Genomic DNA, 19,381 nt, shown 5'->3' with positions numbered 1-19,381 from the left:
CAGATTGCACCCATGGCCAGAATTGCTCATCTTTCCGACCGCAGCGTGCTCAGCGTATCAGGTGCTGATCGCGTTTCTTTCCTGCAGGGGCTTGTCTCCAACGACATGACCACGGTCGCCCCCGGCCAGGCGGTCTGGACCGCGTTTTTGTCCGCGCAGGGCAAATGGCTGGCGGATTTCTTCGTTTTTGCCGATCCCGAGGGCGAGCGGCTGCTGCTCGATTGCAATGCCGGTCAGGCTGACATGCTGCGCCAGCGCCTGTCGCGCTACCGCCTGCGCGCTCAGGTTGAACTCGGTGAGACCGGCTACGCCGTGCATGCGGCCTGGGGCGAAGGCTTTACCCCACCCGAAGGCTATCCCGCCGCCCCCGACCCGCGCGTGGCCAGGGCGGGCTGGCGCTTCCTGCTTGGTCATCCCATGCCTCACCCGACGGCGGATGAAGTCGATTACGACCGTCATCGCCTCGCCCTAGGCCTGCCCGATGGGCCGCGTGACTGCGAAAGTGACAAAACCCTGCTGCTCGAAGCCAATTTCGACCAGTTCAATGGCATTTCATGGACCAAGGGCTGCTACATGGGCCAGGAACTGACCGCACGCACGCGCTACAGGGGGCTGGTGCGCCGCCATCTCGTGCCCGTATCCTCCCGCCACGACCTGCCCGTGCCGGGCACGCCCATCATGGCGGGGGAAAAGACGGTAGGCGAGATGCGCTCCTCACGCGATGGCGCGGGGCTGGCCATGATCCGCAGCGAGCATCTGCACGATACGGGCCTCATGGCAGCCAACCACGCGCTGCAGGTGCATCTGCCACAATGGTTCAGCCTGCCCGCCAAGCCGCAATAGGGCGCCCTGCCCGCCCCTGTTTTCACGTTTCAAGGTCTAGATCCATGCCCTACACGCCACCTGAACCGGCCACGCGCGCAGCCATGATCGAGCGCGTCAAATTCAATGCCGACGGCCTGATTACCGCCATTGCCCAGCAGCATGACAGCGGCGAGGTGCTGATGCTGGCCTGGATGAATGCAGAGGCACTCGACGAGACCCTGCGCACCGGTCGCGTGTGCTACTTCTCGCGCAGCCGTAACGGCCTGTGGCGCAAGGGCGAGACATCAGGCCAGGTGCAGACTCTGGTGGATGCGCGGCTGGACTGCGACCGCGACGCGGTGCTGCTGCTTGTCGACCAGAAAGGTGTTGCCTGCCACACCGGTCGGCGCAGTTGCTTCTATAATGCGCTGCGCCCCGAAGGGATCGTAGAGATCACGCAACCCGAGGTTGCGGCTGAAACACTTTATGGCAAGGGCTGAACGGATCATGCAGGAAAACGACGAAGAAAGACGTGAACAGATCAGCAAGCTGGTCTGGATCGGCATTACCGTGGTGGGCACGGTTCTCATGGGCTTTTTCATGCTGCGCAATGAAATGCACGCCCTGATTTCGGAAAACGAACCCGCCTCCCCGCCCGCGGCAACGACCGCCCCCGCTACGCTGGACCAGGCCGCGCCGGCACAATCGCCTGCCCCGCCTCCAGCAGGTCAATAATCTCGCGGGCTGCCGCATGGGCCGGGTTTTCGCCCGGGCCATGCAGGGCCGCGCGGATATGGGCAAACCCCGCGCGTTGCAGGTCGCGGCTGGCCGGGTCTGCCAGCAGGCGCTCGACAGTGGCGGCCAGCAGTTCGGGCGTGCAGCGCTCCTGCAACAGTTCGGGCACCAGCCTGTGGCCCGCCAGCAGGTTGACCATGGCAACATACGGCACGCGGATCAGCCGCCGCGCGATGGCTGCCGTCAGCGGATTGACGCGGTAGGTCACGGCCATGGGCACGTTGGCCATGGCCAGCTCCAGCGTGGAGGTGCCTGATTTGGTCAGGGCTGCAGAGGCGGCTGCAAAGGCATCGTGCTTGTCATGCATATCGGTCACGATCAGGGGCCGCACCGGCCACCGGGCCACGCCCGCACGCACAATATCGGCAATAACGGGCGAGACCGGCACCACGGCCACGATATCGGGCCTGTTGCGTTGCACGAGGGCCAGCATGCGGCCAAACACCGGCAGCAGGCGCGGCGCTTCGGAACGGCGGCTGCCGGGCATGAGCACGAGGATGGGCGCATCCGGCGCAATGCTGTAACGCGCCCGGAACGCCGCGGCCGATCCTTCATCCGCCCCCGACTGTACCACCGGATGGCCAACAAAACGGGCTTCGATGCCATGGCGGGCAAAAAATTCCGGCTCGAAGGGCAGCAGGCACAGCATCCGCTCCCACAGGCCGGGGAATTCACGCACCCTGTGCTCGCGCCATGCCCAGACCTGCGGGGCCACGTAATGCAGGCGGGGAATGGATAGCGGCGCGATGCGGCGCAGCAGGCGCAGGGTAAAGCCGGGGCTGTCGATGGTAATGACCAGCGCGGGCCTGCGCGCGGTAATATCCGCCACGGCCTGATCAAGCCTGCGCGAGAGGTGGCGGATGCGCGGCAGCACTTCAAGCAGGCCCATCACCGCAAGGTCGCGCAACGGAAAAAGCGATTGCAGCCCCTGCGCCTGCATGCGCTCCCCCCCGATGCCCGCGAAATGCAGGTCAGGCCGCAGCTGGCGCAGCGCGATCATGAGGCGACTGCCCAGCACGTCGCCACTGGCTTCCCCCGCCATGATCCATATGGTCGGGCCGGAGGGGGAAATGCCAGCAGGCAGAGGGGAAGATGAAGGCTGGGTCATGCCAGACCGGCTTATCGTGTCGGGACAAAAGGCGCAAATGGCAGCGGCAAAAATATCTGCCCCCTTCCCCGTGCCGGACCTGGTGCCCGCGACAATGATGCCGCCCTGACTGTTCCTGGTTGCTGCCCCTTTTTCAGCAAGGCTGCGTTTTTGGGTCGTTTTACCGGGCGTTGAGCAGGCTGATTATGCTGGCGCGTATGTCATCGGGCAGCGGCACATAGTTCAGCGTCACCGCCGCCTCGCTGCCATGCGCCATGCTCCAGGTAAAGAATTCCCGCACGGCGCGGCCCTGTGGCGTATCGGCGCGGTCGGTCGGGAGCAGCACATAGGTCGCGGCCATGATGGGCCATGCCCCCGCGCCAGCGCCATCAAGCACATCAGCGGAATGGCTGGCATCGGTTGACCAGTGAGCGGTAGTCACGGCCTGGCGGAAGCTTGCATCATCCGCCGCCACCACATCACCATGATGATTGCGCAGTTGGGCTATGGGCATGTGATTGCCTGCCGCATAGGCATATTCAAGATAACCGATGCTGCCTTCGGTGTTGCGCACGGCGGCGGCGATGCCGTCATTGCCACGCGCGCCCTCGCCTACCGGCCATTCAATCGAGGTACCGCTGCCCTGCTCATGCGCCCAGCGCGCCGAAACGCGGGCAAGATAGGAGGTGAACACGAAGGTGGTGCCAGACCCATCCGCCCGGCGCACCGGGGCCACGGGCATGGCAGGCAGGGTCAGGCCCGGGTTTTCCGCGGCAATGCGCGGGTCATTCCACATGCTGATTTCGCCGCCATAGATATCAGCCAGCAGGGGGCCGGTCAGGTGCAACTGGCTGGCATCAATGCCGGGCAGGTTCACAACCGGCACGATGGCGCCCAGCACGGTGGGGAACTGGACCAGCCCGTTCTGCTGCAACCGGGCTGCGGTCATGGGCGCGTCAGAGGCGCCGAAATCCACCGTGCGGGCCTTGACCTGATTCTGCCCTGCCCCCGAGCCGATGGTCTGGTAATTGAGGCGGATATCGGTGGCCTTTGCCGCCCCTGCCCCCCAGGCGCCATAAATCGGCGCGCCAAAGCTGGAGCCAGCCCCCGTTATATCAGTCGCAAAGGCAGGCAGGCTGGCCATGGCCAGCATGACCGTCAGCCCCATGCCTGAGGCGCGCCGCATGCTCCGCCCCCGCGGCTTAACCCCGCAGAACGGCATTGCAGCTTTTATGCGCGGCGGCCACCACCCGTTCACACACAGCCTCGATCTCTGCATCGGTCAGGGTTCCGTCCATCGGCTGCAGGGTTATCTCGATGCCCAGCGACTTTTGGCCCGCCGGGATCTTGTCGCCTTCATACACATCAAACAGGCTGACGGCCACGATCAGGTTGCGTTCCGCGCCCTTCACCGCCTTGAGCAGTTTTTCCGCTGGCACATCCGCGTCCACTACAAACGCAAAATCACGCTTGAGCGGCTGGAAGGCCGAGAGCGCGGGCGGGCCCTTGCGCCTGCGCTTGGGCTCGGGCACCGCATCGGGGTAAAGCGTAAACGCGCACACCGGCACATCAATGCCACGCGCGGCCAGCAGGGCGGGATGTAACTGCCCGAAATGCCCCAGCACCAGCTTCGGTCCCTGCCGGATCACGCCCGAGCGGCCCGGATGGTAATAAGCGGGCGCATCAGCACTCAGGCTCAGCCCTTCCATGGCGGCACCCATGACAGAAAGGGCCGCCAGCGCATCGGCCTTGACCTGCCACAGGTCAACCGGCTTGGCTGGCTGGCCGGGCTGACGGGCGGAATAGCCACTGCGGATACCGACCGCGATCTGCTTCTGGCCATCGGCATCGAAGCCGGGGCCGACCTCGAACAGGCCGATATCAGGGTAGCCACGCGCCGCGTTGGCCCTGATCGCGGCCAGCAGGTTGACCAGCGGGGTCGGGCGCATCTGGTCAAGATCAGCCGCAATGGGATTGAGCAGATGCAGGCCAGCGGGCGTTTCGCCAAACTGCGCGGCCTGTTCCTGCGCCACGAAGGAGAAGCCGACCGTCTCGAGCAATCCGCGCGCGGCAAGCGTGCGACGCAGGCTGGCAATGCGGGCCTGTCGGGGCGTAAGCGCTGGCAGCGGCACGGCGCTGTGCACCGGCAGCGACACGGCGGGCACGCTGTCCAGCCCGCGCAGGCGCAGCACTTCCTCGATCAGGTCCACTTCCGGGTTGATCGCCACGGCCCCTTCCGCCGCGGCTCTGGCGCGGGCTTCGGGCAGGTCGGGCTGCTGGTCGAGCAGCATGGGCGTGGCAATATCGTTGCGCCATGAAGGCACATCCACCACCACATGGCGGGCGTCGCGTTCACGCACCTCAAAGCCCAGCCCCTCGAGCAGATGCACGGCATGATCCGGCTCTTCCACCAGGCCGCCAAGGGTTTCAAGGCGGGCGAATTCCAGATGCGCCTGGCGCTGCCACGCGGGCTCGGCCCCGGCGGAGACCACGTTATCAGCCACGCCGCCACACAGATCGATAATCATGCGCGTCGCGGCCTCCAGGGCTGCGGGCGGCAGGGCCTGATCCACACCGCGCTCAAAGCGCTGGCGGGCATCGGAATGCAGGTTGTGCCGCCGCCCGGACAGCGCAATGGCCACGGGGTCAAACAGCGCGCATTCGACGAACACGGTGGTCGTCTCCTCGCCCACGCCACTCTCGGCCCCGCCCATGATGCCTGCCAGCGACAGCACGCCGCTGCTATCGGCAATCACGCAGTCATCAGGCGTCATGACATGTTCGCTGCCATCAAGCGCCGTAAAGCGCTCGCCCGCGCCCCGGCAGATGGTCAGTTCACCGCCACGGATCTTGTCCGCATCGAACACATGCAGCGGGCGGCCAAGGTCATGGGTGAAGAAATTGGTGATATCGACCAGCGCCGAAATCGGGCGCAGGCCGATTGATTCCAGCCTCCGGCGCAGCCATGCCGGGCTGGGACCATTTTTTACGCCACGGATGGTGCGGCCAAGCACCCACGGGCAGGCCTCGGGGTAGGTGATGCGCCAGTCAATCGTGCTCTCGCCCTGGCCTTCCACCGTATCGACCAGCCAGGGCTTCAGCCTGCCAAGCCCGGCTGCCGCCAGATCACGCGCCACACCGCGCACGGCCAGCGCATCGCCCCGGTTGGGAGTGATGGCGATGTCGATCACGGGATCATCAAGCTTGGCAAAGAGCGGGTAGGACTGGCCCGGCGCCGTGCCCTCGGGCAGTTCGGCAATGCCGTCATGGTCCTCGCCAAGGCCGAGTTCGCGTAGCGAGCACAGCATGCCGCCACTGGCCTCGCCGCGCAGCTTGCCTGCCTTGATGGTGATGCCGGAAGCCGGAATATGCGTGCCCGGCGGCGCGAAGATGACATGCAGCCCCGTGCGGGCATTGGGCGCGCCGCACACGACCTGCACGCGCTCGAACCCCTCACCCGCATCGACCTGACACACGCGCAGGCGGTCTGCATTGGGGTGCTGCACGGCCTCGATGATACGGGCAGTGCGGAAGGATGCCAGCGCGGCACCGGGGTCTTCCACGCCTTCCACCTCAAGGCCGATGGTGTTCAGGGTGGCGGTGATCTCTTCCAGCGTCGCGGTGGTCTCAAGGTGTTCGCGCAGCCAGGACAGGGAGAACTTCATCGATCACAGACCTTCGTGCAGCAGGGCGGGAGACAGGGGGCTGGTGCCGTAATGGCGCAGCCAGCGGACATCGCTTTCATAGAACGAGCGCAGATCGGGGATGCCATGGCGCAGCATGGTCAGCCGCTCGATGCCCATGCCAAAGGCGAAGCCCTGCCACTCACGCGCATCCAGCCCGCAATTGGCCAGCACGCGGGGGTGGACCATGCCCGCGCCCAGCACTTCCAGCCAGTCATCGCCCGCGCCGATCTGGCCCGTCTTACGCGACCAGCCGATGTCGATTTCCATCGACGGCTCGGTGAACGGAAAATAGGAGGCGCGGAAACGCACCGGCAGCTCCGGCATCTGGAAGAACGCGCGCAGGAAGTCGGACAGGCAGCCCTTGAGGTGACCGAGCGTAATCCCCTTTTCGATCACCAGCCCCTCGCACTGATGGAACATGGGGGAATGCGTGGCATCATGGTCGGCGCGGTAGGTGCGGCCGGGCGCGATGATGCGGATGGGCGGTTCCTGGCCCAGCATGGTGCGGATCTGCACGCCTGATGTCTGGGTGCGCAGCACGCGCTCGGGCTGCCCCTCGGCCTCGGGCGGCAGGTAGAACGTATCCTGATCGGTCCGGGCGGGGTGATGGGCGGGCGTGTTGAGCGCCGAGAAGTTGTGCCAGTCGCTCTCGATATCGGGGCCTTCGGCAATCTGGAAACCCATCGCGCCGAAAATGGCGGCCATTTCCTCGATGGTGCGGGTGATGGGGTGCAGCAGGCCGCTGGTCTCGGGCGCGCAGGGCAGCGTGACATCCACGCGCTCGGCGGCAAGGCGGGCGTTGAGCGCGGCCGCCTCGAGTTCCTGGCCACGCGCCTCGATCAGGCGGGTCAGTTCATCACGCAGGCGGTTGAGTGCGGCCCCACGGGCGCGGCGCTCATCGGGCGTCATGCGCCCGAGTTCCTTGAGCAGCGCGGTCAGCCTGCCCGACTTGCCCAGCGTGCCCACGCGCACGGCATCCCACGCGCGCTGGTCGGTCGCGGCAGCGAGTGCCTGAACTGTCTGTTCCCTCAGGGTTTCGAGATCGTCACTCATAGCACCTCGCACAGGCTCTCAATCGGGCGGGCGGGCATAGGGACATCAGTCTGGCCACCAGACCCGGCGCGTGTTTGCGCCCGCACCTGCCATGCGGCAGGGCGCGGGCATCGTATAAAACAAAACGGGCCGCCCCTGCGGACGACCCGTTTCGTGGACCTGTCGCCACGCGGGCGGAAACAGGGATCAGGCCAGAGCGGCCTGGGCCTTCTTCACGATCTCGGCAAAGGTTGCCGCGTCGTCATAGGCGATGGCGGCGAGAACCTTGCGGTCGATCTCGATACCAGCCTTGTCCAGGCCGTTGATGAAGCGGCTGTAGGTCAGGCCATGCTCGCGCACCGCAGCGTTGATACGCTGGATCCACAGGGCGCGGAACTCACGCTTCTTGTTGCGGCGATCGCGGTAGGCGTACTGGAGCGACTTTTCCAGGCGTTCCAGCGCGATGCGGTAATTGGTGGAGGAACGACCCCGGAAGCCCTTGGAAGCTGCCAGAACCTTCTTGTGACGGGCGAGCGTCGTTACGCCGCGTTTTACACGTGCCATATCTCAGGTGCTCCTTATGCCAGGCCGTAGGGGGCCCACTGCTTTACAGTGCGGCCGTCCATTTCCGTCAGCACCTGCGAACCACGGTTCGTGCGCTTCATTTTCTGCGAGCGGTTGATCAGGCCGTGGCGCTTGTTGCCGGGCCCTGCCAGCACCTTGCCGGTGGCGGTGATCTTGAACCGCTTCTTGACCGAAGACTTGGTCTTCATCTTGGGCATTTGCTTCTCCTTAAGGTTAAAGGCTGCGCCCTGCCCTGTTACAGGCAAGAACGCCATTGCGGCCGGGCATGCCCTACAGGCCCGGACGCGCGAACAGGCAGGCTATAGACAACCTGACAGGCCCGATCAACCCCCTTGATGGCCTGAGCCGTCCTTTCCCCTGCCCGCCCCATGCTGTAGGAGGGAAAAGCACATAATAAATCAGGAGGAAAACACAATGACCCAACGCGTAGCCTACGTAACCGGCGGCAGCCGCGGCATTGGCGCAGGCATTGCCAGGGCACTGGCGGGTGACGGGTATGACATTGCCATCTCCTACGCCCGCAACGAGAAGGCCGCCGAGGCAACCGTGGCCGAAATCCGCGCCATGGGCCGCCGCGCCATGGCCATCTGCTGCGATGGCGAAGGCAATGGCAACCGCGCGGCGATCCAGCGCGTGGTGCGTGATCTTGGCCGCATCGACGCGCTGGTGTGCAATGCGGGCGTCTACCCCCATGGCGACGTGAGCGAGATGACCGACGCGCAGGTTGATGCCGTGCTGGGCCTGAACGTGCGCGCCGTGATGATCGAGGCCATCGAGGCCTCGCGCCACATGACCAAGGGCGGCCGCATCATCCTGATCGGCTCGGCCTTTGCCGATCGCTCCCCCTTCCCCGGCATTTCGCTCTATTCAGCCTCCAAGGCGGCGCTGAACGGGTTTGCCCGTGGGGCGGCGCGTGACCTTGGCCCGCGCGGCATCACCATCAACGTGGTCCAGCCCGGCCCGATCGACACCGACATGAACCCCGCCACCGGGCCAGCGGCCGACCTGCTGCGCAGCTTCATGTGCCACAAGGAATACGGGCAGGTGAGCGACATCGCCACCGTGGTCTCGTTCCTTGCCAGCCCGCAGGCCAGCTTCATTACTGGCTCGGCGCTGACGACCGATGGCGGCATCACGGCCTGAACCACCCTTGAAGACCCGGGCGGCACGACCATGCCGCCCGGCCCCGACACCGATCACGCACGGCCACGCCCCGCTCCCGCCCGTGAAGCCATTCCTTGCGGAAGGGTCAGCCATTCGCGCGCGCCGCGCTGCGAAACCGTATCCGGGCAGGATGAAACGTGGCATTGATGCCCGCCTGCGTCCGATCGAGATATTCCATGCCAGACACAACGCCCGCCCCTGCCCAGAAGCCTCCCGCCAGACCCTTTTCGTTCCGTAATGGCAACATAGGCGTGAAGTGGTGCTGCCTGCTTGCCCTGTCGGTTGCCTTTACCGTTCCGCTACATGCCATGCACCTGCCCGCCGCCATCCTGATCGGCCCGATGTTCGCTGCCGTGGCGCTGGCGGTCAACGAGGCCCATCTCCCCATTCCTGGCCCGGCCTTTTTGCTGGCGCAGGGCATTGTGGGGTGCATGATCGCCTGCAGCCTGCAGGTCAGGATCTTTTCCAAGGTGATTGGCGAGGGACCCCTTTTCCTCGGCGGGGTCATGTGCGTGATCGTTCTGTGCACCCTGATCGGCTTCTGCCTGGCGCGGTGGAAGGTTCTGCCCGGCAGCACGGCGCTATGGGGGGCCTCGCCGGGTGCTGCCACGGTCATGACGCTGATGTCGCAGGCTTATGGCGCGGATATGCGGCTTGTCGCTTTCATGCAGTATTTCCGGGCCGCCGCCGTTGCCATAGCGACTACGACCATGGCGCGCAGCACAACCCCGGTCACGACTGCTGACGGCGCAAGTGCATTCTGGGCGATGCCCGCATCCTGGCCCGCCTTTGGCGAGACGATTGGCGTCATCGTGATCGGTGTATGCCTGGCACATGTAGTACGGCTGTCAGCAGGCGCGCTCATGCTGCCGCTTATCATTGCAACGGGACTGCAGGATATGGGCCTGCTCTCGATCGAGCTGCCACCGTGGTTTCTTGCTGCCGGTTATGCAGTGCTGGGCTGGGGCATCGGCCTGCGCTTTACGCGCGCCACGCTGCATTATGCCGCCCGCGCGCTCCCTTATATCCTGATGGCCATCGCGCTGATGATTGCAGGCTGCGGGGCAATGGCGCTTGTGCTCGCCCGTTTCAAGCATGTCTCGCTGCTGACCGCCTATCTGGCCACCAGTCCGGGCGGTGAGGATACCGTGGCCATCATCGCGGCCACCACGCCCGGCGTTGACATGCCCTTCGTCATGGCCATGCAGACCGTGCGCTTCGTGCTCGTGCTGTTTACCGGCCCGCTACTCGCCCGCACGCTCAGCCGGTGGGTGGAGCGGTAGCGGAAAGCACAAAAGACAGCCCTGCCGGAAGCAGACTGTTGATATTGGTCGATTTTTAAGGAAATTTTTGGCTGGGGGACCTGGATTCGAACCAGGGCTGACCGGGTCAGAGCCGGTAGTTCTACCGCTAAACTATCCCCCAGCAAGGAGAGAGCGGCGCGATGCGCTGCGGTGATCAGGCATATACCCGCCTGCTCCGGGGCACGCAACCCCCTGCCACGCTTTTTTATAAACTTTTCTCTTTTGTCTTGCGTTTCATGCAGAACACTCAACACAATAGGTAATACCTTGGCCGTCAAACGGGTTTGGGATGAACATGGTCCAGCAGCCGCCCAGTGCAAATATACGCCAGCCGGCAGGGATTGCACCCCGCCCGCCCGCCATGCACCGCCGCTTCATGCGCGCGCCGCTTTATGCTGCCATTGACCTTGGCACCCATAACTGCCGCCTGCTCATTGCCCGCGCGGGCGAGCACGGTCTGCGCGTGATCGACAGTTTCAGCCGCGCCGTGCGCCTTGGCGAAGGGCTGCACCATTCGGGCCAGCTGGCCGATGCCGCCATGGAGCGTACCCTGACCGCCCTTCAGGCCTGTGTGGCGCGCATGGGGCTGTATGACCTGCATGGCCACCGCGCCATCGCCACCGAAGCCTGCAGGCGGGCGGCCAATGGCATGGAGTTCATCGGCCGCGTGCTGCACGAGACCGGGCTCGACATATCCGTCATTTCCGCGCGGGAGGAGGCCGAGCTTGCCCTTGCGGCGTGCACCTCCCTGCTGCAGGGCGGGCGCGCGGGCACCAGCCGCGGGCTATTGTTCGATATTGGCGGCGGCTCGACCGAGATCGCCTGGGCGCGCATCGACCGCGAGGCCGGGCGGCATGACCTGTCGGGCTATGTCAGCCTGCCGGTGGGCATCATGACCCTGGCCGAGCGCCATGGCGCCGACATCTTTACCGACCAGGGCTACCACGGCGTCGTATCCGAAATCAGCGACGTGCTGCGCGGCTTTGACGACGTGCACTGCATTGCGCGTGAAATCGCGCGCCAGAATGTCATGCTGCTGGGCACCAGCGGCACCGTAACCACGCTGGCCAGCCTTGCCCTGGGCCAGGACCGTTACGACCGGGCCAGCATTGATGGCTCCGCCCTGTCCGTGCCCCGCGCCCTGAGCATGATCGACACCCTGCGCGCCGGCGGGCTGGAAGGGCTGGTGCGCAACCCCATCATCGGGGCGGAGCGTGCGCGCTACATCCTGCCGGGCTGCGCCATATTCGAGGCCATCGTCACCACATGGCCCATGCCGGAAGTGACCGTGGCCGACCGGGGATTGCGCGACGGCCTGCTTTTACGCATGATTGGCGACCGCAGGCGACAGGCGGCCCCAGCCACCGCGCCACCTTCCTTTTCCCTGTACAATCGTTTGGAGCACCAGGTCAGTCCCTGACCGCGTCCCGTCATGAAGCAGCGTTCCACCACCCGCATTCCGGGCAAGGCCCGTACCAGCAGTCTCACCCCCGGCGGTGACAGCGCAAGCGACGGCCAGGCCGCCCAGTCCAACCGCACCAAGACCGTAACCGTAAAGAAGGCACGCGGGCGCACGACCGCCCAGCACCGCTGGCTGCAGCGCCAGCTCAACGACCCCTACGTGCAGGCCGCCCAGAAGCAGGGCTGGCGCTCACGCGCGGCCTTCAAGCTGATCGAACTCGATGACCGTTTTCACCTGATTACGCCGGGCACGCGCGTCGTCGATCTTGGCGCGGCGCCGGGCGGCTGGACGCAGGTGGCAGTCAAGCGTGGCGCGGCCGAGGTGGTGGGCGTGGACCTGCTGCCGGTCGATCCGGTGCCGGGCGCGACCATTATCGAAGGGGATTTCAATGACCCCGACATGCCAGACCGCCTGACGGACCTGCTTGGCGGGCGGGCCGACGTGGTCATGTCCGACATGGCGCCCAACACCACGGGCCATGCGCCGACCGATCACCTGCGCATCATTGGCCTGGCCGAACTCGCGCTGGATTTCGCCACGCGCATTCTCGCCCCCGGCGGCGCGTTCGTGGCCAAGGTATTTCAGGGCGGATCGGAAAAGCAGATGCTGGCTGAACTCAAGCGCCTGTTCACGCAGGTGCGCCACGCCAAGCCCCCCGCGAGCCGCAAGGAATCCAGCGAGCTTTACGTGGTGGCCACCGGCTTTCGTGGCCTTGATGGCGAAGGGGAAGGCTGAAGCCACCCTCCCCCCGGCGGGCCATCATGCCGCGTGATGGTCATCCCACAGCCATGCAGCGCCCCGCACGCCGGAACTGTCGCCATGCTTGTTACGCACGATGGGCGTGGTGCAGTTGGGGGTGATGACATAACGCCGCATGAGGCGGGGCACGCGCTCATAGATCGAATCAAGGTTCGATACGCCGCCGCCCAGCACGATGATGTCGGGGTCCATGAAATTGATGGCCATGGCGCAGGCGCGGGCCATGCGGTCCATGTAGCGGTCGAGCGCGCCGATGGCGGTCAGGTCGCCTGCCTCGGCCTCCTGCTCGATATGGGCAGCGCTGCGGTGGCCGGGACCTTTCCAGTCCTGCGCCAGCGCCGAGCCACTGAGAAAGCGCTCCATGCAGCCCTCATTGCCGCAGAAACACTTGGGCATGGGGAATTCCTCAATGCGCGGCCAGGGCAGCGGCACATGCCCCCATTCCCCCGCAATATGGTTATGCCCGATCAGCAGCTTCTGGTCGACTACGATGCCTGCGCCCATGCCGGTGCCGATGATCACGCCAAACACGCTGTGATGACCCGCCCCCGCGCCATCAATCGCCTCTGACAGCGCAAAGCAGTTCGCATCATTCTCGATGCGCACCTCGCGCCCGAGGGCTGCCGTCATGTCAACGATCAGGGGCTGGTTGTTGAGCCACGTGGCATTGGCGTTCTTGATCACGCCCGTATCGGGGCTGATGGAGCCGGGAATGCCGATTCCAACCGTGCCGGTGCCCCCGAGTTCCTGATCAACACCCCGGATCAGGTCGCACATGGCCTCGATGGCCGCGGGGTAGTTGCCAGGATTGGCAATACGGCGGCGCAGCAGCTCGGCACCATCCATGCCGAGGGCGGTTATTTCGATCTTGGTACCGCCAAAATCAATTCCAATACGATAGTCGGCCATCCGGAGTCTTTCTTTCATCATGTTTTATCAGTGGCGCATTTGCTTTTATGATCGTACCTGCACGCAACATCAAACCCTGATGCAAGGGCATAGCTGCCAACCACCAAGGAGGCATGGCCACCCATGAGTGAAATCCTGCTAGACGCGCGCGGCCTGACCTGCCCCCTGCCCGTGCTCAAGGCCAACCGCATGCTGCGCGGGCTGCCACCCGGCGCGCGGCTGCGCGTGATCGCGACCGACCGGGCCTCGGTTGCGGATTTCCAGGCTTTCTGCCGCGAAACGGGCCATGCCCTCATCGCTTTTGGCGAGGAAGGCGGCACGCTTTCCTTCGTCATCCGCCGCAGGCCCGACGCAACGCCCGCCCCCGCCACGCCACCGGCCTCGGCATAGACTCCAAAATGCCGTAAAACGCGTTGTCCCCTTGGCAGGAGGGCCTTCAAGGATGTAAGGCCTCCGCCAGCCCCGTTATTTCAGGAAGTGCCGCGCCCACATGACCGATGACCTGACCAACCTTTCCTTCGAGGAGGCTCTGGCCGAACTTGAAGCCATCGTGCGCCAGCTTGAGGTCGGCCAGCTGCGGCTGGAAGACGCGATCACGGCCTATGAGCGTGGCGCCGCCCTGCGACAGTACTGTCAGAAGAAACTGGACGAGGCCGAGGCCCGCGTTCAGGCGATTGTCCAGCGTGCCGATGGCGCGCTGGAAGCGAAACCAATGGATTGATGCACCAGATGAGCCAAACAACAGCACCCTCGTCCCAAACAGACGGAACGGATCGCATGGTCCGTCTGCGTGCATCCATGTCCGCGCGCGCCACCGCCATCGAGGCGATGATCGACCGCCTGCTCCCGCGCGTGGAAGGCGGCGAGGCCCGCCTGATCGATGCCATGCGCTATGCCACCCTTGGCGGCGGCAAGCGCCTGCGTGGCTACCTGGTGGCCGAAGTGGCCAGCCTGTTCAAGGCCAGCACCGAGGCGGCCGACCGTGTCGCGGCCTCGGTCGAGATGCTGCACGCCTATTCCCTGGTGCATGACGACCTGCCCGCCATGGATGATGACGACCTGCGCCGTGGCCAGCCTTCCACCCACCGCAAGTTCGATGAGGCCACCGCCATCCTCGCCGGTGACGCGCTGCAGACCATGTCGTTCGACATCCTGGCCAATCCGCTCACGCATGCTTCCGCTGAAGTGCGCATCAATCTCGTGCGCGCGCTGGCCGATGCCTCGGGCGCGGCTGGCATGGTGGGTGGCCAGATGATCGACATGGAAGGCGAAGGCCGCGCCCTGTCGCTTGAGGAAGTCGCCCGCCTGCACGCGCTCAAGACCGGCTGCCTGATCCGTTACGCCGCCGAGGCCGGGGCCATCCTCGGCCAGGCCAGCGATGACGTGCGCAAGCGCATCTCGGCCTATGGCCGCGACCTTGGCGCCGCCTTCCAGATTGCCGATGACGTGCTCGACGCCACCGCCAGCGCCGAGGAACTCGGCAAGACCGCAGGCAAGGACGAGGCAGCTGGCAAATCCACCTATGTCGCCCTGCTGGGCGTGGAGGGGGCCGCGCGTGAGGCGCGGCGCGTGGCCGCGCAGGCCGAATCCCATATCGACATCTTCGGGCCCGAGGCTGATCGCCTGCGCGACCTGGTGCATTACGTGGTCGAGCGCAGGAACTGATCGACATGAGCGAGAGCAACACGTCCTCCCCCATCCCCACCCTTGGGCGCTATGCCCAGCTTGACCGGGTGCAGTGGCCGCACGACATGCGCAACCTCTCGGTCGAGCAGCTCAAGCAGCTTGCGGAGGAACTGCGGTCGGAGACGATCGATACCGTGTCCACCACCGGCGGCCATCTTGGCGCCTCCCTTGGCGTGGTTGAGCTCACGGTGGCGCTGCATGCCGTGTTCGACACCCCCGCCGACCGCGTGATCTGGGATGTGGGCCACCAGACCTACCCCCACAAGATCCTGACCGGGCGGCGCGACCGCATCCGCACCCTGCGCCAGCCGGGCGGGCTTTCGGGCTTCACGCGGCGCAGCGAGAGCGAATACGACCCGTTTGGCGCGGCGCATTCCTCCACCTCCATCTCGGCGGGCCTCGGCATGGCCGTCGCCCATCACCTGCGCGCGGAGGAAGACCCCTCCTACCGCGAGCGCAACGTGATTGCGGTGATCGGCGATGGCTCGATCTCGGCGGGCATGGCGTATGAGGCGATGAACAACGCCTCGCATTGCGGCCCCGGCGCCGAGCGCCTGATCGTGGTGCTCAACGATAACGAGATGTCGATCGCGCCGCCCGTGGGCGCGATGTCGAGCTACCTGTCGCGGCTGATGTCCTCGCGCAAGTTCCTGTCCCTGCGTGAACTCGCCGCCAAGATGGCCAAGCGCCTGCCCGGCCGCCTCGAGCGCACCGCCAAGAAGGCCGATGAATACGCCCGCGGCATCATGACCGGCGGCACTTTGTTCGAGGAACTCGGCTTCTATTATGTCGGCCCCGTTGACGGGCATGACATGAACCAGCTCGTGCACATCCTGCGCAACCTGCGCGATGCCGAGGATGTCGGCCCCGTGCTGCTGCATGTCATCACCGAAAAGGGCCACGGCTACAGCCCGGCCGAATCGGCTGGCGACAAATACCACGCCGTCTCGAAGTTCAACGTGGTCACCGGCGAGCAGAAGAAGGGCCCGTCCGGCCCGCCGAGCTATACCTCGGTGTTTGCCAAGGAACTCGTGCGCCAGGCGGCGACTGACGACAAGATCGTCACCATCACCGCCGCCATGCCCTCGGGCACCGGGCTCGACAAGTTCGCCAAGGCCTATCCCGACCGCTTCTTTGACGTGGGCATTGCCGAGCAGCACGCCGTGACCTTTGCCGCCGGCATGGCCACCGAGGGACTGCGCCCGTTCTGCGCCATCTATTCCACCTTCCTGCAGCGCGCCTATGACCAGGTGATGCATGACGTCGTGCTGCAGAAGCTGCCGGTGCGCTTCGCCATCGACCGCGCGGGGCTGGTCGGCGCTGATGGCGCGACCCATGCCGGTGCGTTTGACATCGCCTATCTGGGCTGCCTGCCCGGCATCACGCTCATGGCGCCGAGCGACGAGCTTGAACTGCTGAACATGACCGCCACCGCGATCGCGTTTGACGAAGGCCCGCTTGGCCTGCGCTACCCGCGCGGCGCGGGGCTGGGGCTGGACCTGCCGGCGGCGGGCCAGATCCTCGAGATCGGGCGCGGGCGAATCGTGCGCGAGATGGCGCGCCAGTCCGGCCCCGAGCAGGGCGGCATCGCCATCCTCTCGCTCGGGCCGAGGCTGGCCGACGCGCTCAAGGCCGCTGACATGCTGGCCGCCCAGGGGCTTTCCCCCACCGTGGCCGATGCCCGCTTCGCCAAGCCGCTCGACACGGCGCTGATCGAGCAGCTCGCGCGCAACCATGCGGTGCTGATCACCATCGAGGAAGGCTCGGTTGGCGGATTCGGTTCCTTTGTCATGACGCATCTGGCAAAAACCGGCCTGCTCGACCGCGTGCGCTTCCGCCCCATGACACTGCCCGACCGCTTCATCGATCATAACAGCCAGGAAGCCCAGTACCATGAGGCCGGGCTGGATGCGCCCGCCATCGTGGCGACCGCGCTCTCCGCCCTTGGCGTGCCGCAGTCACGGCAGATGGCCTGAGCTGCGGGCCGGTCGGGGTAGTACCGCTCATGGCAAAACGACGCGTTGACCAGATGCTTGTGGACCGGGGACTGGTGGAAAGCCGCACCCGGGCGCAGGCCCTCATCATGGCGGGGCTGGTCTATACATCCGACCGGCGCATTGCCAAGGCGGGCGACCAGTTGCCCGAAGACGCACCGCTTGCGCTCAAGGGGCAGGACCACCCGTGGGTCTCGCGCGGGGGGATCAAGCTGGCGCACGGGCTGGAGCATTTCGGCCTCTCGCCTACTGGCCTGACCTGTCTTGACGTGGGAGCATCGACCGGCGGTTTTACCGACGTGCTGCTGCATGAAGGGGCTGCAAAGGTCTATGCGGTCGATGTTGGCCACGGACAGCTTGCGTGGAAGCTGCGCAGCAATACCGAGCAGGTCGTGGTGCTGGAAAAATGCAATGCCCGCGCGCTCGATGCCACGATCATCCCCGACCCCATTGGCGCGCTGGTATGTGATGCCAGCTTCATTGGCCTGCGCACGGTACTGCCCGCAGGGCTTGACCTGTGCGTGCCCGGCGCCTGGGCCATTGCGCTGATCAAGCCGCAGTTCGAGGCCGGGCGCGATGCGGTTGGCCCCAAGGGCGTGGTGCGCGACCCGGCGGTGCATGAGGCCGTGTGCGCGATGATACGCGACTGGTGGGCTGACCTGCCGGGCTGGACCGTGCTGGGCATTGATGCCAGCCCCATCACCGGGCCGGAAGGCAACCGGGAATTTCTGATCGCGGCCCGCAAGGACGGCTGATCGGCAGTCGCATCCACGGCCCCGGCTGTGATACACAGGCCGCATGAGCGGGATGCAATGCCCCTCCCCTTACGCATGACATGAAAAACAGAGGCAGCCCCGGTATGTCCGCAGCCCCCGCAACTTCCCCTTCCCGGTTACGTGACGGGACGGCGGCCTCGCTCCTTGATGATGCGGAGCGCACGCGCATCCGGGCCAAATCCGCCCAGTTCGCGCCGCCCACCGCAGCCCTGCCCGATGGCAGGCGAGACCTTGTGGGCCTGTCGCGCGAGGAACTGACCGAGATCATGGTCGAGATTGGCGAAAAGCCATTCCGCACCAAGCAGTTGTGGCACTGGATCTACCACCAGGGCGCCACCGATTTCTCGCGCATGAGTTCGATTGCCCGCCCCCTGCAGGAAAAGCTGGCCGAGCGCTTTGTCATCGGCCGCCCCGGCGTGGTGACGGAGCAGACCTCGCAGGATTCCACGCGCAAATTCCTTTTCCGCTTCCGTGATGGGCAGGAGGCGGAAACCGTCTACATCCCCGACCGGCAGGAAGACCGGGGTGCGGTGTGTATTTCCTCGCAGGTGGGCTGCACGCTGTCATGCACCTTCTGCCATACCGGCACGCAGGCGCTGGTGCGCAACCTTGGCGCTGCCGAGATCGTGGGCCAGTTCATGGCCGCGCGTGACAGCTATGGCGAATGGCCCAGCCCCAAGGGCGACACGCCGCGCCTGCTCTCGACCATCGTGCTGATGGGCATGGGCGAGCCGCTCTACAATTACGACAACGTGGCCAAGGCGATGCGCATCATCATGGATGGCGAGGGCATCGGCCTTTCGCGCCGGCGCATCACGCTCTCCACATCCGGCGTGGTGCCGATGATGGACCAGTGCGGGGCCGAGCTTGGCATTAACCTTGCCGTGTCGCTCCATGCCGTGCGCGATGACCTGCGCGACGAGATCGTGCCGCTCAACCGCAAGTATCCGATCAAGGAAGTCATTGCCGCCTGCCGCCGCTACCCCGCCGCCAGCAATGCGCGCCGCATCACGTTTGAATACATCATGCTGCGCGGCATCAATGACAGCGAGGCCGATGCGCGTGAACTCGTGCGGCTGATCTCGGGCATTCCGGCCAAGGTCAACCTCATTCCGTTCAACCCGTGGCCAGGCAGCAGCTACAAACCCTCCACGCGCGAGCAGTTGGAGAAGTTTGCGAATATCGTGATGGATGCGGGCTTCGCCTCGCCCATCCGCATGCCGCGCGGGCGCGACATTCTGGCCGCCTGCGGGCAGTTGCGCACCGAAAGCCAGCGCCTGCGCCGCGCCGCCCGCCCTGATGACGCGCCCGATCCGGTGGAATGACGTAAAAATCCGC

General features: G+C 65.5%; 20 protein-coding genes and 1 tRNA gene. 13 read left to right on the top strand and 8 right to left on the bottom strand.

The window, feature by feature from the left end:
* The first annotated feature begins 12 nt into the window (after positions 1–12).
* Genes R5N89_RS05680 through R5N89_RS05670 form a run of 3 tightly spaced genes read left to right on the top strand, consistent with a single transcriptional unit; the run spans position 13 to position 1,539 of the window.
* Positions 13–843: a folate-binding protein YgfZ gene (locus R5N89_RS05680; RefSeq protein ID WP_110568112.1), complete on the top strand. Its 831-nt coding sequence runs from the start codon at positions 13–15 to the stop codon at positions 841–843.
* 44 nt (positions 844–887) lie between these two features.
* Positions 888–1,304 carry a phosphoribosyl-AMP cyclohydrolase gene (gene hisI / locus R5N89_RS05675; protein WP_110568110.1) on the top strand — a complete coding sequence of 139 codons (417 nt, stop codon included), beginning with the start codon at positions 888–890 and terminating at the stop codon, positions 1,302–1,304.
* A gap of 7 nt (positions 1,305–1,311) precedes the next feature.
* Positions 1,312–1,539 (top strand): hypothetical protein, encoded by a 228-nt coding sequence (locus tag R5N89_RS05670; RefSeq protein WP_110568108.1) that lies wholly within the window; start codon positions 1,312–1,314, stop codon positions 1,537–1,539.
* Here the strand turns inward: R5N89_RS05670 and lpxB are convergent.
* The 6 genes from lpxB to rpmI form a co-directional block, all read right to left on the bottom strand.
* Complete coding sequence (gene lpxB, locus R5N89_RS05665; RefSeq protein WP_110568106.1) at positions 1,481–2,707, bottom strand: lipid-A-disaccharide synthase; 1,227 nt, start codon at positions 2,705–2,707, stop codon at positions 1,481–1,483. The genes R5N89_RS05670 and lpxB overlap by 59 nt on opposite strands.
* Before the next feature lie 160 nt (positions 2,708–2,867).
* Positions 2,868–3,872, bottom strand: a complete 1,005-nt coding sequence (pstS, locus tag R5N89_RS05660) for a phosphate ABC transporter substrate-binding protein PstS (protein ID WP_110568104.1) — start codon at positions 3,870–3,872, stop codon at positions 2,868–2,870.
* 16 nt (positions 3,873–3,888) lie between these two features.
* A complete protein-coding gene (pheT, locus tag R5N89_RS05655) occupies positions 3,889–6,351 on the bottom strand; it encodes a phenylalanine--tRNA ligase subunit beta (protein ID WP_110568102.1) in 2,463 nt (820 codons plus the stop codon).
* 3 nt (positions 6,352–6,354) lie between these two features.
* Positions 6,355–7,425 (bottom strand): phenylalanine--tRNA ligase subunit alpha, encoded by a 1,071-nt coding sequence (gene pheS, locus R5N89_RS05650; protein WP_110568100.1) that lies wholly within the window; start codon positions 7,423–7,425, stop codon positions 6,355–6,357.
* 186 nt (positions 7,426–7,611) lie between these two features.
* Positions 7,612–7,968, bottom strand: coding sequence for a 50S ribosomal protein L20 (gene rplT / locus R5N89_RS05645; RefSeq protein ID WP_014104634.1), 357 nt, complete (start codon positions 7,966–7,968; stop codon positions 7,612–7,614).
* A gap of 14 nt (positions 7,969–7,982) precedes the next feature.
* Positions 7,983–8,186 (bottom strand): 50S ribosomal protein L35, encoded by a 204-nt coding sequence (rpmI, locus tag R5N89_RS05640; RefSeq protein WP_007400447.1) that lies wholly within the window; start codon positions 8,184–8,186, stop codon positions 7,983–7,985.
* Between the two features lie 217 nt (positions 8,187–8,403).
* Between rpmI and R5N89_RS05635 the strand changes: the two genes are divergently transcribed.
* Together R5N89_RS05635 and R5N89_RS05630 are read left to right on the top strand one after the other, a co-directional pair.
* A complete protein-coding gene (locus tag R5N89_RS05635) occupies positions 8,404–9,132 on the top strand; it encodes an SDR family NAD(P)-dependent oxidoreductase (protein ID WP_110568098.1) in 729 nt (242 codons plus the stop codon).
* Positions 9,133–9,329: 197 nt separating this feature from the next.
* Positions 9,330–10,436 (top strand): AbrB family transcriptional regulator, encoded by a 1,107-nt coding sequence (locus R5N89_RS05630; protein ID WP_110568096.1) that lies wholly within the window; start codon positions 9,330–9,332, stop codon positions 10,434–10,436.
* Between the two features lie 68 nt (positions 10,437–10,504).
* Here the strand turns inward: R5N89_RS05630 and R5N89_RS05625 are convergent.
* Positions 10,505–10,578: transfer RNA gene (locus R5N89_RS05625), tRNA-Gln, on the bottom strand.
* A 168-nt stretch (positions 10,579–10,746) separates the two neighbouring features.
* Here R5N89_RS05625 and R5N89_RS05620 point away from each other — a divergent pair.
* Positions 10,747–11,877, top strand: coding sequence for a Ppx/GppA phosphatase family protein (locus tag R5N89_RS05620; RefSeq protein ID WP_110568095.1), 1,131 nt, complete (start codon positions 10,747–10,749; stop codon positions 11,875–11,877).
* Positions 11,878–11,889: 12 nt separating this feature from the next.
* Positions 11,890–12,654 (top strand): RlmE family RNA methyltransferase, encoded by a 765-nt coding sequence (locus R5N89_RS05615; RefSeq protein WP_110568093.1) that lies wholly within the window; start codon positions 11,890–11,892, stop codon positions 12,652–12,654.
* Positions 12,655–12,678: 24 nt separating this feature from the next.
* Here R5N89_RS05615 and R5N89_RS05610 read toward each other — a convergent pair whose 3' ends face one another.
* On the bottom strand, positions 12,679–13,587 hold the full coding sequence (locus R5N89_RS05610) for an ROK family protein (protein ID WP_110568091.1): 909 nt from the start codon (positions 13,585–13,587) through the stop codon (positions 12,679–12,681).
* A gap of 123 nt (positions 13,588–13,710) precedes the next feature.
* Here R5N89_RS05610 and R5N89_RS05605 point away from each other — a divergent pair, with 123 nt between their 5' ends.
* The 6 genes from R5N89_RS05605 to rlmN all read left to right on the top strand — a co-directional run bounded on the left by R5N89_RS05605 (position 13,711) and on the right by rlmN (position 19,368).
* Entirely contained in the window at positions 13,711–13,977 is a 267-nt protein-coding gene (locus R5N89_RS05605; protein WP_078524159.1) for a sulfurtransferase TusA family protein, read from the top strand.
* A gap of 100 nt (positions 13,978–14,077) precedes the next feature.
* Positions 14,078–14,308: an exodeoxyribonuclease VII small subunit gene (locus tag R5N89_RS05600; RefSeq protein ID WP_061271667.1), complete on the top strand. Its 231-nt coding sequence runs from the start codon at positions 14,078–14,080 to the stop codon at positions 14,306–14,308.
* Between the two features lie 56 nt (positions 14,309–14,364).
* Positions 14,365–15,252: a polyprenyl synthetase family protein gene (locus R5N89_RS05595; RefSeq protein ID WP_110568090.1), complete on the top strand. Its 888-nt coding sequence runs from the start codon at positions 14,365–14,367 to the stop codon at positions 15,250–15,252.
* A gap of 5 nt (positions 15,253–15,257) precedes the next feature.
* The gene (gene dxs / locus R5N89_RS05590) at positions 15,258–17,249 is read left to right on the top strand and encodes a 1-deoxy-D-xylulose-5-phosphate synthase (protein WP_354680704.1); all 1,992 of its coding nucleotides are present in this window, start codon (positions 15,258–15,260) and stop codon (positions 17,247–17,249) included.
* A 29-nt stretch (positions 17,250–17,278) separates the two neighbouring features.
* A complete protein-coding gene (locus tag R5N89_RS05585) occupies positions 17,279–18,022 on the top strand; it encodes a TlyA family RNA methyltransferase (RefSeq protein WP_110569732.1) in 744 nt (247 codons plus the stop codon).
* Positions 18,023–18,126: 104 nt separating this feature from the next.
* Positions 18,127–19,368, top strand: a complete 1,242-nt coding sequence (gene rlmN, locus R5N89_RS05580; protein WP_110569731.1) for a 23S rRNA (adenine(2503)-C(2))-methyltransferase RlmN — start codon at positions 18,127–18,129, stop codon at positions 19,366–19,368.
* The last annotated feature ends 13 nt before the right edge of the window (positions 19,369–19,381 follow it).

This window comes from Komagataeibacter sucrofermentans DSM 15973 (assembly GCF_040581405.1).
In the GTDB taxonomy this organism is placed as follows: Bacteria; Pseudomonadota; Alphaproteobacteria; order Acetobacterales; family Acetobacteraceae; genus Komagataeibacter; species Komagataeibacter sucrofermentans.
The sequence above is the reverse complement of the archived record's forward strand: the minus strand, read 5'-3'. Positions and strand labels throughout refer to the sequence as shown.

Coding starts and splice junctions, on each gene's coding strand:
- R5N89_RS05680 (WP_110568112.1), top strand. CDS start 13: ATGGCCAGAATTGCTCATCTTTCCGACCGCAGCGTGCTCAGCGTATCA.
- hisI (WP_110568110.1), top strand. CDS start 888: ATGCCCTACACGCCACCTGAACCGGCCACGCGCGCAGCCATGATCGAG.
- R5N89_RS05670 (WP_110568108.1), top strand. CDS start 1,312: ATGCAGGAAAACGACGAAGAAAGACGTGAACAGATCAGCAAGCTGGTC.
- lpxB (WP_110568106.1), bottom strand. CDS start 2,707: ATGACCCAGCCTTCATCTTCCCCTCTGCCTGCTGGCATTTCCCCCTCC.
- pstS (WP_110568104.1), bottom strand. CDS start 3,872: ATGCGGCGCGCCTCAGGCATGGGGCTGACGGTCATGCTGGCCATGGCC.
- pheT (WP_110568102.1), bottom strand. CDS start 6,351: ATGAAGTTCTCCCTGTCCTGGCTGCGCGAACACCTTGAGACCACCGCG.
- pheS (WP_110568100.1), bottom strand. CDS start 7,425: ATGAGTGACGATCTCGAAACCCTGAGGGAACAGACAGTTCAGGCACTC.
- rplT (WP_014104634.1), bottom strand. CDS start 7,968: ATGGCACGTGTAAAACGCGGCGTAACGACGCTCGCCCGTCACAAGAAG.
- rpmI (WP_007400447.1), bottom strand. CDS start 8,186: ATGCCCAAGATGAAGACCAAGTCTTCGGTCAAGAAGCGGTTCAAGATC.
- R5N89_RS05635 (WP_110568098.1), top strand. CDS start 8,404: ATGACCCAACGCGTAGCCTACGTAACCGGCGGCAGCCGCGGCATTGGC.
- R5N89_RS05630 (WP_110568096.1), top strand. CDS start 9,330: ATGCCAGACACAACGCCCGCCCCTGCCCAGAAGCCTCCCGCCAGACCC.
- R5N89_RS05620 (WP_110568095.1), top strand. CDS start 10,747: ATGAACATGGTCCAGCAGCCGCCCAGTGCAAATATACGCCAGCCGGCA.
- R5N89_RS05615 (WP_110568093.1), top strand. CDS start 11,890: ATGAAGCAGCGTTCCACCACCCGCATTCCGGGCAAGGCCCGTACCAGC.
- R5N89_RS05610 (WP_110568091.1), bottom strand. CDS start 13,587: ATGGCCGACTATCGTATTGGAATTGATTTTGGCGGTACCAAGATCGAA.
- R5N89_RS05605 (WP_078524159.1), top strand. CDS start 13,711: ATGAGTGAAATCCTGCTAGACGCGCGCGGCCTGACCTGCCCCCTGCCC.
- R5N89_RS05600 (WP_061271667.1), top strand. CDS start 14,078: ATGACCGATGACCTGACCAACCTTTCCTTCGAGGAGGCTCTGGCCGAA.
- R5N89_RS05595 (WP_110568090.1), top strand. CDS start 14,365: ATGGTCCGTCTGCGTGCATCCATGTCCGCGCGCGCCACCGCCATCGAG.
- dxs (WP_354680704.1), top strand. CDS start 15,258: ATGAGCGAGAGCAACACGTCCTCCCCCATCCCCACCCTTGGGCGCTAT.
- R5N89_RS05585 (WP_110569732.1), top strand. CDS start 17,279: ATGGCAAAACGACGCGTTGACCAGATGCTTGTGGACCGGGGACTGGTG.
- rlmN (WP_110569731.1), top strand. CDS start 18,127: ATGTCCGCAGCCCCCGCAACTTCCCCTTCCCGGTTACGTGACGGGACG.